Consider the following 13,039-nt stretch of genomic DNA (forward strand, 5'->3'; position numbering starts at 1 on the left):
TATCCTCCTTTAAGATACCGTCGTTTTTAATCCTTCGATTAATGTTTCAATGACTTCTTTTCGGCTGAACGTGCTCGGTGGTAATTCACCATTTCTCAGCATCGTTCTGACCTTTGTACCTGAGAGAATGACATGTTCGCTTTTATCATGTGGGCATGTTTTTGGTGTTGCCATGGCTTCACATGTATTGCAGTAAAAGCTGTGCTCAAATTTTAATGGTGTGATCCCAATTTCTTCGCTTGTAAATTGTTCAAATAGCTCCTGCGCTTCGTATGTCCCGTAATAATCACCAACACCTGCATGATCTCTGCCGACAATAAAATGTGTGCAGCCATAATTTTTACGCACAAGCGCATGAAAAATCGCTTCCTTTGGTCCAGCATAACGCATGGCAGCAGGAAAAACACCTAAAAAGACGCGGTCTTTCGGGTAATAACCGTTCAGTAACACTTGATAACTTTTCATTCTTACATCTGCTGGAATATCATCAGATTTTGTTTCACCAACAAGTGGATTTAGAAATAGACCATCCACTGTTTCCAGTGCTGTCTTTTGAATGTATTCATGCGCACGATGGACTGGGTTTCTCGTTTGGAAACCGACAATGGTTTTCCAGCCGTTTTCTTTAAAATGTTTTCTTGTTTCTTCTGGCTCATACGTAAATTGCGGGAAAGGTTTTTCGCTGCGTTTCGTCAGTGTAATTTTACCACCAATATACGTATCACCGCGTTCAAATAATTTTTTCACGCCTGGGTGATTGCGGTCATCTGTTTTATACACATTCACTGCTTCTTTTTCCTTATCAGGTGTGTATTGATCTTCCACCTCAATGACCCCGTATACTGTTCCATTATACGATAGACGAACAATGTCACCTTGATTGATCTCCGCTGCTTTTTCCTTTGTGACAGGCAAAGTAATCGGAAGAGACCAAACGACACCACTTGCTAGTCGCATACTGCTGACAACTGCTTCATAATCAGCTTTCGTTAAAAACCCTTCAATTGGACTATACCCGCCAATTGCGATGAGTTCAAGGTCTGCAAAAGAGATGGCATCCAGCTCAATTTCTTTAGCAGCTGTGCTTAGATCAAATTCTTCATTTACTCGATTAATTAATACGCCACCATGTGGTGTTAAACTCATTTGTTCATCTTCCTCTCAATGTTCATATTTATTAGATGTTAATAGTCGGATTTATATTTAAATCCCGCCGCCCTGTTCATGAATCGAGCTGCTCTCATTTTTAACTGCCTTCATAAGACTCAGTGCACCTAGTGAAGCAAGCAGTACACTCATCATGATAAAGATAGAGTAATAGTCTCCTTTTAAGAAAAGGCTTACCAGCAAATAAGATAGACTAAGTGATAAGAAAGGTGACACAACCCATACCTTCAGCATTTTTTTCACAACATGTTTATGAAAAATGTTCGGTCCACCCTTTGCCATCCCAAGCCCAATAATGGACGAGGAGGTAATTTGAGTAAGGGGAACAGGGAGTCCGAATATAGAGCTGACGATGACAAGTCCTGCACCGGTGCTCGATAATAGAATGCCTTCACCCGTTTGATAGCGTGTAATTTTCTTTCCGTTTGTTTCTAGTACCCTTCTTCCTAGAAGCAGCGCCCCAATGGCCACAAAGATTCCGCCGTAAAGGGTTCCTTGCCCGACTGTTAAAACACCTGACGCGACAAGCGGGCCGACCGCATTGGCGACATTGTTCATTCCGGCTGAAAATGCTTCTAAAAACCCACTGATAATCAAAACAACAGATAAGATCAATGTACCTTTTTTGGATAATGTTCGTTTAGGGAACAATCTGATGATTTTGACAACAACAAAGGTAAAAACAAAGGCAACAATCGGAATAATCACCCAAAAAGAGACAATGACTAAGATCGATTTCACATACAGCACTTTATATGCGGCTGCCACACCGACCACAGCTCCTACTGTGACCTCACTTGTGGATAAAGGAATGGCCAAGAGGTTCGCTATGAAAAGTGATAATGCGGCCGAGCCAATGATGATACACACAATTTCAAGTGTGATGACAGATTCCGGCATAATCCCGGAGCTAATCGTTTTGACGACCTCACCGCCGCCAATCACTGAACCTGCTAATATTCCAACTGCACAAACGCTGAGCGCGTATATTGGCTTTTTGATCGCACCTGAACCATATGCGATGCCCATCGAAGCGGCTGCTCCGCTTGCGCCAATATTTAAAGCAAAGAATAAGCTAAATAAAATTGCGGCGATTTCCATACATTATGCTCCCTTACTCATGTAATCCGCACTCAGTCTTTGCTGTCCCTGACCATCTTCCAGAACGCAAATCATCAGCAGTAAATGCCGGCTGTGTACAAGGTGCACACCCGATGCTTGGATATCCTTGGTCATGCAGCGGATTATAAGTAAGATCCTCTCTAGACGCATATCTCCATATGTCCTTCCACGTCCAGTGGATGAGCGGACATACTTTGACTGATTGGAATTTTTCATCCTTATTTAAGAAGTTCGTACCTGCTCGTTTAGGCGACTGCTCTCTTCTTAAACCAGACAGCCATGCCGGATAGCCAGATAGTGCCTCTTGCAATGGAATGACCTTTCTCATATGGCAGCAGCTTTGAGGATTCGTTTCCCATAATTTATCACCATGCTGCTCATTCTGCTCTTCCACCGTCAGCTCAGGTGTTTTCAGCACGATGTCTAGCCCAGGATATCTTTCCTTCACTGCATCAATGGTGTCGTATGTTTCCTTGAAATGCAGACCTGTATCTAAAAAGACAATTCTTGCATCTTTTTTTACTTTCGCAATAAGATCGATCAGGACAATGCCTTCAATGCCAAAACTGCATGCATAAACGAGCTGATCACCATAGTGGCCGTACGCCCATTTCAGCACAGATAGGGCCCCTTTATACAAATCGTCCTCTTGAAATGTAATGGACGGCTCTTGCCAATTTTCATAAGTTAACATTGTTTCTCCCCTTCCGGAGTACTGCTTCTATTGCTATTCTCCGCACTACTTTAATCTGATTTTTTCATTTTTTTCCACTTGAATCACTTGACCGTCCTGAACGATCAACGTAATTGAACCGAATTTCATATCCCCAATCAGCTCTTGCATATGCTTCACTAAGTCCTCATCCTGGTTTTGTTTCAGTTCCATCTCCTCTTCCTCCTCACCGTTAAAATAAAAAAACTTTCTTTCAGTCCGAAAGAAAGATGAGGAAGCTCACGATTTCCTTATCTTTCAAAATAGAATCATTTTGCAGGAAGTAGCACCTTGCAAATCGCAGGTTGCCGGGCTTCATCGGGCCAGTCCCTCCACCTCTCTGGATAAGAGTTTTAATTTGTATTAAATATTAACACAATTCAAACAAAAGTCAACCCGACTTTATTGATAGGATTAGTTTTTATTTAAATTTGAGTCTATTTTACTATTTTTAACCAAATAAAAAGCTGTGCAGCGCAGCACAGCTTTTTTAAAACAAGACAAGCTTTTTAGACCGTTTCTTCCATCCAAGATTCAGACGAAGGATCCTGTCTCCAGCGTTTTAGTTTATTCATAGCAGAAGGCTCAATTGCTTTTAGCTCAAGTGCCACTTCTGTCAGTGTGTCATAGTCTGTCAGCGTGACATAGGGAATGTTTTTCTCTTGAAAAGCCGCAGCTGCTTTTGGCAGTCCATAAGTGAAGATCGCAACAACTCCGAGTACGTCACAGCCTTCTTCTTCTAGCGCAGCCACAACTTCAAGAACGCTGCCTCCAGTTGAGATGAGGTCTTCTACGACAACCACCTTTTGTCCAGGTGATACGGCTCCTTCAATTTGATTTCCTTTTCCGTGTGCTTTTGGTTTACTTCTTACATAACACATCGGTACATTCAGACGATCAGCTGCTAATGCCGCATGAGGAATGCCGGCTGTAGCTGTACCTGCGACAACGTCCGCTTCTTCAAAATGAGTGAGAATCAAGTCTTTTAAACCTTCCGCAATGTCTCCTCTGACCTCAGGATAAGACAAGGTGAGGCGATTGTCACAGTAAATCGGTGATTTGATACCGCTCGCCCATGTAAATGGTTCGTCTGGTTTTAAAGAGACAGCTTTGATTTGTAATAAATGCTTCGCAATTTTCGTTTTCATCCGGCAGTCACTCCCACTCTTTCAAAATTTGTTGATAAGCTTCCACTGGGTTTGTGGCTTTTGTGATCGATCTTCCCACAACAATCTGTGAAACACCCTGCTCTTTGGCAAAGGCAGGTGTCGCCACACGCTTTTGGTCATCCGTTTGATCATTTGGTAAGCGAATTCCTGGTGTGACAGTGAGAAAGGAGGGAGAGATTTGTTCATGAAGCTGTTTTGATTCATGAACAGAGCACACCACACCATCAAGTCCACTTTCATATGCCAATTGTCCATAATGAAGCACAGCCTCTTGCAATGGGCGGTCAATTAGTAATTCTTTTTTCATCATATCTTCTGACGTGCTTGTCAGCTGGGTCACTGCAATGATGCCCGGGCGATTTTGGCCGGCAGGGGTTCCGCTTTCAAGCCCCTCTACGGCCGCCTGCATCATTCTTTTCCCGCCGGCTGCATGCACATTCACCAAATCAACACCAAGTGCAGCAAGCCTGTTCATCGCTTTTTGCACGGTTGTTGGAATGTCATGAAGCTTCAGATCAAGGAAAATACGGCAATTTTTTTCTTTCAGTGCGTCAATAATGGCAGGACCTTCTTGGTAAAACAGCTCCATGCCAACCTTTACGAATAATGGAGTGCCTTCAAAACGATCTAAAAAGGCGTGCGCCTCCTGTCCTGATGGAAAATCAAGCGCGATGATGGGCAAGTGCTTCATGTTTCCAGCTCCTTCCGATGCATTCCTCTACAGATGAATACCCATAAGCCGCTAACACATTCGGCAGTTCATCAATGATTTCCGGGCAAATAAATGGGTTCACAAAATTGGCTGTCCCAACAGCTACCGCACTTGCGCCAGCTAGTAAAAATTCAAGTACATCTTCAGCGCTTTGCACCCCGCCCATCCCAATAATCGGAATAGAAACGGCCTGACTGACCTCATGCACCATTCGGATGGCAACAGGTTTTACAGCAGGACCTGATAATCCGCCTGTTTTATTGGCAAGAATGGGTTTGCCTGTTTTTAAATCTAAACGCATCCCAATCAAGGTATTGATCATGGTGAGTCCATCCGCTCCAGCCGATTCAATCGCTTTAGCAATCTCAACGATATTGGCTACATTAGGTGACAGCTTCACATAAACAGGAACGGAGGAAACTTCCTTGACGGCTTTTGTCAATGTGGCCGCCATTTCTGGATCGGTCCCAAAGGCAATTCCGCCTGTTTTCACATTCGGACACGAGATATTCAGTTCAAGGGCGTGAACATTGCTTGCTTGACTAATTTGCTTTGCTACTTCAACATAATCATCAACTTGTGATCCAGCAACATTGGCAATAATAGGGGTATCGAACTGCTCAAGCCAAGGTAATTCATGTTCAAGCACGCCTTTTAGACCTGGATTTTGGAGACCAATCGCATTCAGCATACCGGCTCCTGTCTCAGCTACCCTCGGTGTCGGGTTGCCAAATCTCGTTTCAAGGGTCGTGGCTTTAATCATGATGCCGCCCAGCAAGGAAAGGTCATATAATGATGCGAATTCTTTTCCAAATCCAAAACAGCCTGATGCAGGAATGATTGGATTTTTTAAAGATAAGCCGGGTAATTCGATGTTTAGCATGATAGCGCCACCTCCTCCGCTTTAAAAACAGGTCCATCCAGACAAACTTTAACGTACGGTTTCTCGTGCTGATCGGTATGACAGACACAAGCAAAGCATGCACCGATTCCGCAGCCCATTCGTTCTTCCATTGAAATATAAACAGGCTTATCGGGATAAGAGTCTTTTAGTGCTTTTAACATAGGTGTCGGTCCACAGGAAAGCAAGACATCAAAGTCCAGCTCATTCTCTTCAATGACATTTGTCACGAAACCTTTCGAACCATATGTCCCATCAACGGTTGCGATAAACGTATCTCCGAGTGCTTGAAACTTCTCCTCATAAAATACATCCTTTTTCGATTGAAAACCGAGAACATGTTTTACGATGACGCCTTTTTTCGTTAACCGCTTAGACAGTTCATATAACGGAGGCACACCGATTCCTCCACCGACTAATAATGCGGTCTGTCCGGCCTGAACGACTGAAGGGTCATAGCCGTTTCCAAGCGGTCCTAAAACATCGACTGACTCTCCCGCCCGCTTTTGGGAAAGGAGCTTTGTGCCCTCTCCCTCTGCGCGGTAAATGATGGTTGCTTCTTGCTTTTCGGCATGAATGTTGGCAATACTGATCGGTCTTCTCAGCAGCGGTGTCATGGATTCACTGACCTTTATATGAAGAAACTGTCCAGCTGTTTGAAAGGATTCAACAAGATCACCTTTTAATGTCATTTCGTAAATATGATCAGCGATCTCTCGGTTTGAGACGACCGTCAAGTATGCTTTTTTCATATCGTTACTGTCACCTCAGCATTCGTTTTCACTTCTGGCATTTCATCTGCTCTAAATGTCATGCTCTCTAGCACTCTTAAAATCGCTTCCGCTGTATCTAGTGACGTTAAGCAAGCGACACCATTTTCAACAGATTCACGTCTAATTCTAAAGCCGTCTCTTGCCGGCTGTTTTCCTTTTGTTAAGGTGTTGATGACAAATTGGGCTTCACCATTTCGAATGACATCCAGCAGATTCTTTCCTTCTTCTCCTATTTTGCCGACAACACTTGATGGAATAGAGGCTTGTTTTAAGTAATTCGCTGTTCCTTCTGTTGCTAAAATATGATAGCCGATGGAATGGAATCTTCTTGCAATCTCAAGTCCTTCTTCTTTATCTTTATCAGCCACTGTCAGGAGCACCGTTCCGTCTTTTGGAATTTGAATGCCTGATGCAATCAACCCTTTGTAGAGGGCTTTTTCGATTGTGACATCTTTCCCCATGACTTCACCTGTTGATTTCATTTCAGGCCCTAGTGTAATATCTACTCTTCTTAGTTTTGCAAAAGAGAAGACTGGAACTTTCACATATACGCCTTCTTGCTCAACATGAAGCCCTTCTTGGTAGCCATAGTTTTTCAGTTTTTCTCCTAAAATAACCTTTGTAGCTAAGTTCGCCATTGGAATGCCTGTAATTTTACTTAAGAATGGGACAGTCCGGCTTGAACGCGGATTCACTTCAAGTACATACACTTCACCTTTTGATAGCACAAATTGAATGTTCAAAAGCCCAATGATGTTAAGGCCTTTTGCGAGTTTAATCGTGTATTCTGCGATTTTCGCTTTGATGTCCTCAGACAAAGTTTGCGGAGGGTAGACCGCAATCGAGTCTCCAGAGTGAACTCCGGCTCTTTCAATGTGTTCCATAATGCCTGGTATGACAACCGTTTCTCCGTCAGACACAGCATCTACTTCAATTTCTTTTCCTGTCAAATACTTGTCAATGAGGACTGGGTGCTGCGGATTGACTTTCACCGCATTCTCCATGTAGTGAAGGAGCTCAGCTTCTTGATACACAATTTCCATTGCACGGCCGCCTAATACATAGGAAGGACGGACAAGCACGGGGTAACCGATTTGATTCGCAATCGCTACTGCCTCTGGCACAGACGTTGCTGTCTTACCTTTTGGCTGCGGCACGCCGAGAGTTTCTAATGTTTGTTCAAACTTGTCACGGTTTTCCGCGCGGTCAAGGTCTTCAAGCGATGTTCCAAGTATCTTAACCCCTCTATTTGATAATTCATCTGCTAAGTTAATCGCTGTTTGTCCGCCAAACTGAACAACGACACCTTCTGGTTGTTCAAGGTCGATGATGTGCATCACATCTTCTACAGTGAGTGGTTCAAAGTAGAGCTTATCTGAAATACTAAAGTCTGTTGAGACGGTTTCAGGGTTGTTGTTAATAATAATGGCTTCATAGCCTGCTTGTTTGATTGCCCACACTGAATGAACGGTCGCATAATCGAATTCTACTCCTTGTCCGATTCTGATTGGACCTGAGCCTAGCACGATGACACTTTTCTTCTCTGTTCGTTCGGATTCATTTTCATCTTCATATGTGCTGTAGAAATACGGTGTTTCTGATTCAAATTCTGCCGCACATGTGTCCACCATCTTATACACAGGAACGATGCCTGCTTCTGTTCTTAGGTTATAGACATCTGCCTCATTCATATTCCATTCGCGGCTAATATAAATATCTGAGAAACCTTTTTCTTTCGCTTCTTTTAAAACGTCTACATTGCCTTTGTTTTCTTTTAGTGTCTTTTCAAAAGCGATGATGCCTTCCAGTTTATGGAGGAAGAAGTAATCAATTTTCGAGAATTCATGAATCTGTTCGACAGTATAGCCTCTTCTTAGCGCCTCAGCGATATAAAACAGACGTTCATCTCCTGCTTTGATAATCCGCTTTTCAAGCACTTCGTTTGTAATGTCCGCTTCGTCTTTTAATTCAATGTGATGCACATCCGCTTCAAGTGAACGAACAGCCTTTAAAAGAGACTCTTCTAATGTGCGGCCAATCGCCATGACTTCACCCGTTGCTTTCATTTGTGTTCCAAGTCGTCTGTTGGCAGATTCAAATTTATCGAACGGCCAGCGCGGGATTTTTGAAACAATATAGTCAAGTGCTGGCTCGAACGCTGCATATGTTTTACCTGTGACAGGGTTCATCATTTCATCAAGTGTTAGGCCAACTGCGATTTTCGCTGCAAGTTTTGCAATTGGATATCCAGTTGCTTTAGACGCAAGAGCAGAAGAACGACTCACGCGCGGGTTTACTTCGATAATATAGTATTGGAAGCTGTCTGGATCAATCGCCAGCTGTACGTTACATCCGCCTTCAATGCCAAGTGCACGAATCAGCTTGAGTGACACATTACGAAGCAGCTGATATTCACGATCACTTAGCGTTTGACTTGGTGCCACAACGATACTGTCACCTGTGTGGATGCCGACAGGATCAAAGTTTTCCATGTTACAAACCACAATGGCATGATCTCCGCTGTCACGCATGACCTCATATTCAATTTCTTTAAAGCCTGCGATACTTTTTTCAAGCAAACATTGTGTCACCGGACTTAACTTCAGTCCATTCTCGACGATTTCTTTTAATTCTTGCTCATTTGTACAAATTCCGCCGCCTGTTCCGCCTAGTGTATAGGCTGGTCTAACAATGACTGGGAAACCGATTTGATCTGTGAATGCCATCGCTTCTTCAAGGTTATGGATGATTTCACTTTCTGGTACAGGTTCATTTAATTCATTCATTAGATTACGGAATAAATCTCTGTCCTCTGCTTTTTGAATAGCTGACAGCTTGGTGCCTAGTACTTCAACACCGCATTCAGCGAGTACACCAAGATCTGATAATTCAACAGCAAGGTTCAATCCAGTTTGTCCGCCAAGTGTTGGCAGAATCGCATCAGGACGTTCTTTTCGAATGATTCGTGTTAAAAATTCTGGTGTCAGTGGTTCGATGTATACCTTATCGGCCATTTCTGTATCTGTCATGATCGTCGCAGGGTTAGAGTTCACAAGAACGACTTCATAGCCCTCTTCTTTTAGCGCTAAACAAGCCTGTGTGCCTGCATAGTCAAACTCCGCTGCCTGACCGATGATGATTGGACCTGAACCGATCACTAAAATCTTTTTGATATCTACGCGTTTTGGCATACTTCTTCCCCTTCTTTCTCAGTTGTATGAATCATGTCCATGAACTCGTCAAATAAGTAGTTCGCATCTTCTGGACCCGGTGATGCTTCTGGGTGATACTGAACAGTGAATGCTGGTGCTTCTTTATGTTTTAATCCTTCAATGGTGTTGTCATTTAGCGCAATATGTGTGACTTCAAGCACGTCTTCATTAATGGCGCTAACCGTGTAACCGTGGTTTTGAGACGTCAGAGTTACCTTGCCAGTTGCTAGTTCTTTGACTGGATGATTGGATCCTCTATGCCCAAATTTCATTTTTTCTGTACTTGCGCCGCACGCAAGCGCGAATAACTGGTGTCCTAGGCAGATACCAAAGAGTGGCACTTTTCCAATCAGCTGCTGAATCATTTCAACCGCTTCTGGCACATCGACTGGATCCCCAGGTCCGTTTGACAGCATGATGCCATCTGGTTTTAACTGTAATACTTCATCTGCCGTGATATTGTATGGCACCACAATGACATCACAATCTCGCTTATTGAGTTCGCGCAAAATGCCATGCTTCATGCCGAAATCGACAAGCACAATTCTTTTGCCTCTTCCTGGACTTGGATACGCATTTTTCACAGATACTTGGCTTACTTGATCTGTTGGCAGCTGCATTGTTTGAAGGCGGCTCACAACGTCTTCTACTTGTTCATCCGGTCCTGCAAAAGCTCCTCTTAATGTACCTGCACTTCGAATCATGCGCGTGAGCTTGCGTGTATCAATGCCGCTAAGACCCGGGATATTTTTCATTTTTAAATACTCATCAAGTGAGTATGAAGAGCGCCAGTTTGAAGGCTTTTCACAAAGCTCTTTCACGATCAGCCCTTTCACAAACGGTGTGATCGATTCAAAATCATCACGGTTAATGCCGTAGTTGCCGATCAGCGGGTAAGTGAGTGTGACAATTTGTCCGCAGTACGACGGGTCAGACAAAATCTCTTGATAGCCTGTCATCCCTGTGTTAAAGACGACTTCTCCGACTGACGGTTCTAAGCTACCAAAGCCTGTTCCTTCGAATACTGTTCCGTTTTCTAGCACTAAGCGTCTCTTCATTTTACTAGTCTCCCCTCTTCATAAACGACTTTCCCAGATGCAAGTGTCATGACCGGCCATCCTGATACAGTCAATTTGTCAAACGGTGTATTTTGTCCTTTAGATAAGAAGCTTTTTTTGTCAATTGCCATTTCTTTGTTTAAATCAATCAGTGTGATATCAGCGATTTGACCTTCTTCCAGCTTTCCGTATGGAAGAGCAAAGGCTTCTGCTGGTTTGATGGTCATATAATCAACAAGTTCTTTTAATGTCCATTCCCCTGTTTTCACAAAACGTGTGTACAGAAGCGGGAACGCTGTTTCAAGTCCAACAATCCCAAAAGGTGCCCTCTGCATCGTTTCGTTCTTTTCTTCTTCTGTATGCGGTGCATGGTCTGTGGCGATAAAATCAATCGTGCCATCTAAAAGCCCCTCGATCAGTGCCTCGCGATCTTCTGCTCCTCTGAGCGGCGGATTCATTTTATAGTTTGTGTCAAGACCTGGGATGTCTGTATCACATAAGAGCAGGTGATGTGGAGAGACCTCAGCCGTCACACGAATGCCTGCTTTTTTTGCATCGCGTACCACTCGGACGGATTCCTTTGTACTGATATGACATACATGATAATGACAATTCGCTGCTTCTGCTAAGAGGACATCTCTTGCAATATGCACCGATTCACAAATTGACGGTATCCCGTTTAACCCATTTGCTTTTGAAAAGTCTCCTTCATGAACGCATCCTCCATAAATGAGTGAGTTATCTTCACAGTGCGCCACTATGGCTTGATCAAGGCTTGCTGCCTTTTTCATTGCTTCGTACATCATGCCTGCGGTTTGAATACCAACACCGTCATCCGTAAAGGCAAATGCGCCCGCTTCTTTTAACGCTGCAAAATCCGTCATCTCTTCGCCAATTTGTCTCGTCGTGATGGAAGCGTATGGCAGTACTCTTACAGAGGAGGTCTCTTTGATTCGATTCATCAGCCATTCCATTTGTTCTTTTGTATCTGGAACTGGTCGTGTATTCGGCATTGCTGCAATGGTCGTATACCCGCCTCTTGCTGCTGCCTTAGAACCTGTTTCAATGGTTTCTTTTTTCTCGCCGCCTGGCTCTCTTAAATGCACATGCAGATCAATCAAACCTGGTGATACAAATAGCCCTGCTGCATCAATGACTTCTTCTCCGTCTTCTCTTTCTAAGTGACCCATTGCTTGAATCACTTTTCCTTCTACCCTAATATCCTGCTGCACTCTTTCCCCTGTGCTTGATAAGATAAAACCGTTTTTAATGAGATATGACATAGACAGAATCTCTCCCTTTTTGATGTAGTCTGCTATTTTGAAAAGCCCTTTTTAACACAGCCATTCGGATATACACACCATTTTCCATTTGTTTGAAAATCCTTGACTGTTTTGACTCTACTAATGAATCATCTATTTCAACACCTCTATTTACTGGTGCTGGATGCATAATAATCGCTCTTTCTTTCATTTTGCTTGCCCTGTCTACTGTTAATCCATAAGTCGATAAGTAACCCTCATTGCCCATCTTTTCTGAGTGCCTTTCATGCTGAATTCTCAGCAGCATCACCACGTCAGACCGCTTCATGGCTTCGTCCACTTCGACATACGTTCCATGAGGGTTTTGTTCATCTTGGAAAGAAGCTGGTCCTGAAAAGAGCACTGTCGCTCCTAGTCTTGCGAGGACTTCAGCATTGGACCTTGCCACCCTGCTATGTTTGATATCACCATGAATCGAGATCGTTAAGCCTTCAAAACCGCCAAACTCTTCATAAATCGTCATCAAGTCCAGCAATGATTGGGTAGGATGCTGACCGCAGCCATCTCCCGCATTAATGATTGGAATCCCGACCTTCCCAATCAGCTCTTTGTAATATTCGTCTGTACTGTCTCTGATGACACATGCCTTAACTCCGATGGATTCAAGTGTTTTCACTGTATCGTAAAGGGTCTCTCCCTTTTGAACAGAGGTACTTGCTGCGTCTAGGTTCAGCACATTCATTCCAAGTTTCTTCTCTGCCACCTCAAAGCTAAAACGCGTTCTTGTACTTGGTTCAAAGAAGAGGTTCGCTACAAACTCACCTGCTAAACCATGTTCCTGTTTCCCTTTTTTCAATGCACATGCTTCTTCAATCAGCTGTAAAATTTCTTCCTTTGACAAGCTGCTCATTGTCGATAAATCATTCATTTTTTCTGCCCCCTCTAGTTTTT

At 43.5% G+C, this 13,039-nt stretch carries 12 protein-coding genes and 1 riboswitch; all 12 genes read right to left on the reverse strand.

Translation table 11 applies throughout. The annotated features are described in order from the left end of the window. Positions 1-9 precede the first annotated feature (9 nt). Positions 10-1,146 (reverse strand): sulfate adenylyltransferase, encoded by a 1,137-nt coding sequence (sat, locus tag ACRRMM_RS06530; protein ID WP_008344912.1) that lies wholly within the window; start codon positions 1,144-1,146, stop codon positions 10-12. Positions 1,147-1,203: 57 nt separating this feature from the next. Continuing rightward, positions 1,204-2,268 carry an inorganic phosphate transporter gene (locus tag ACRRMM_RS06535; RefSeq protein WP_025207309.1) on the reverse strand — a complete coding sequence of 355 codons (1,065 nt, stop codon included), beginning with the start codon at positions 2,266-2,268 and terminating at the stop codon, positions 1,204-1,206. Between the two features lie 13 nt (positions 2,269-2,281). Then, positions 2,282-2,983 (reverse strand): phosphoadenylyl-sulfate reductase, encoded by a 702-nt coding sequence (locus ACRRMM_RS06540; protein ID WP_008344917.1) that lies wholly within the window; start codon positions 2,981-2,983, stop codon positions 2,282-2,284. A 45-nt stretch (positions 2,984-3,028) separates the two neighbouring features. Beyond that, positions 3,029-3,175: a YezD family protein gene (locus ACRRMM_RS06545; RefSeq protein WP_008344920.1), complete on the reverse strand. Its 147-nt coding sequence runs from the start codon at positions 3,173-3,175 to the stop codon at positions 3,029-3,031. 74 nt (positions 3,176-3,249) lie between these two features. Next, a riboswitch (SAM riboswitch) is annotated at positions 3,250-3,352 on the reverse strand. A gap of 158 nt (positions 3,353-3,510) precedes the next feature. Then, the gene (gene pyrE / locus ACRRMM_RS06550) at positions 3,511-4,149 is read right to left on the reverse strand and encodes an orotate phosphoribosyltransferase (protein WP_182489143.1); all 639 of its coding nucleotides are present in this window, start codon (positions 4,147-4,149) and stop codon (positions 3,511-3,513) included. Positions 4,150-4,156: 7 nt separating this feature from the next. Continuing rightward, complete coding sequence (gene pyrF, locus ACRRMM_RS06555; RefSeq protein ID WP_216099269.1) at positions 4,157-4,861, reverse strand: orotidine-5'-phosphate decarboxylase; 705 nt, start codon at positions 4,859-4,861, stop codon at positions 4,157-4,159. Continuing rightward, positions 4,833-5,765, reverse strand: a complete 933-nt coding sequence (locus ACRRMM_RS06560; RefSeq protein ID WP_057079571.1) for a dihydroorotate dehydrogenase — start codon at positions 5,763-5,765, stop codon at positions 4,833-4,835. The genes pyrF and ACRRMM_RS06560 overlap by 29 nt, the downstream gene beginning before the upstream one ends. Further along, positions 5,759-6,535, reverse strand: a complete 777-nt coding sequence (locus tag ACRRMM_RS06565; protein WP_007499709.1) for a dihydroorotate dehydrogenase electron transfer subunit — start codon at positions 6,533-6,535, stop codon at positions 5,759-5,761. The genes ACRRMM_RS06560 and ACRRMM_RS06565 overlap by 7 nt, the downstream gene beginning before the upstream one ends. After that, the gene (gene carB, locus ACRRMM_RS06570) at positions 6,532-9,747 is read right to left on the reverse strand and encodes a carbamoyl-phosphate synthase (glutamine-hydrolyzing) large subunit (protein WP_098680336.1); all 3,216 of its coding nucleotides are present in this window, start codon (positions 9,745-9,747) and stop codon (positions 6,532-6,534) included. The genes ACRRMM_RS06565 and carB overlap by 4 nt, the downstream gene beginning before the upstream one ends. After that, positions 9,732-10,826 (reverse strand): carbamoyl phosphate synthase small subunit, encoded by a 1,095-nt coding sequence (locus tag ACRRMM_RS06575; RefSeq protein WP_019743288.1) that lies wholly within the window; start codon positions 10,824-10,826, stop codon positions 9,732-9,734. The genes carB and ACRRMM_RS06575 overlap by 16 nt, the downstream gene beginning before the upstream one ends. Then, positions 10,823-12,109, reverse strand: coding sequence for a dihydroorotase (locus ACRRMM_RS06580; protein WP_017367207.1), 1,287 nt, complete (start codon positions 12,107-12,109; stop codon positions 10,823-10,825). Before ACRRMM_RS06580 ends, ACRRMM_RS06575 begins: the two co-directional genes overlap by 4 nt. Further along, positions 12,093-13,016 (reverse strand): aspartate carbamoyltransferase catalytic subunit, encoded by a 924-nt coding sequence (locus ACRRMM_RS06585; RefSeq protein ID WP_041090575.1) that lies wholly within the window; start codon positions 13,014-13,016, stop codon positions 12,093-12,095. Before ACRRMM_RS06585 ends, ACRRMM_RS06580 begins: the two co-directional genes overlap by 17 nt. Positions 13,017-13,039: the final 23 nt, after the last annotated feature.

Origin of the sequence: Bacillus sp. XT-4 (assembly GCF_050864245.1) — a bacterium.
Classification (GTDB): Bacteria; Bacillota; Bacilli; order Bacillales; family Bacillaceae; genus Bacillus; species Bacillus altitudinis.

Bases quoted from the DNA above. Each gene is read 5' to 3' on its own strand.
- sat (WP_008344912.1), bottom strand. From the start codon at position 1,146: ATGAGTTTAACACCACATGGTGGCGTATTAATTAATCGAGTAAATGAA.
- ACRRMM_RS06535 (WP_025207309.1), bottom strand. From the start codon at position 2,268: ATGGAAATCGCCGCAATTTTATTTAGCTTATTCTTTGCTTTAAATATT.
- ACRRMM_RS06540 (WP_008344917.1), bottom strand. From the start codon at position 2,983: ATGTTAACTTATGAAAATTGGCAAGAGCCGTCCATTACATTTCAAGAG.
- ACRRMM_RS06545 (WP_008344920.1), bottom strand. From the start codon at position 3,175: ATGGAACTGAAACAAAACCAGGATGAGGACTTAGTGAAGCATATGCAA.
- pyrE (WP_182489143.1), bottom strand. From the start codon at position 4,149: ATGAAAACGAAAATTGCGAAGCATTTATTACAAATCAAAGCTGTCTCT.
- pyrF (WP_216099269.1), bottom strand. From the start codon at position 4,861: ATGAAGCACTTGCCCATCATCGCGCTTGATTTTCCATCAGGACAGGAG.
- ACRRMM_RS06560 (WP_057079571.1), bottom strand. From the start codon at position 5,765: ATGCTAAACATCGAATTACCCGGCTTATCTTTAAAAAATCCAATCATT.
- ACRRMM_RS06565 (WP_007499709.1), bottom strand. From the start codon at position 6,535: ATGAAAAAAGCATACTTGACGGTCGTCTCAAACCGAGAGATCGCTGAT.
- carB (WP_098680336.1), bottom strand. From the start codon at position 9,747: ATGCCAAAACGCGTAGATATCAAAAAGATTTTAGTGATCGGTTCAGGT.
- ACRRMM_RS06575 (WP_019743288.1), bottom strand. From the start codon at position 10,826: ATGAAGAGACGCTTAGTGCTAGAAAACGGAACAGTATTCGAAGGAACA.
- ACRRMM_RS06580 (WP_017367207.1), bottom strand. From the start codon at position 12,109: ATGTCATATCTCATTAAAAACGGTTTTATCTTATCAAGCACAGGGGAA.
- ACRRMM_RS06585 (WP_041090575.1), bottom strand. From the start codon at position 13,016: ATGAATGATTTATCGACAATGAGCAGCTTGTCAAAGGAAGAAATTTTA.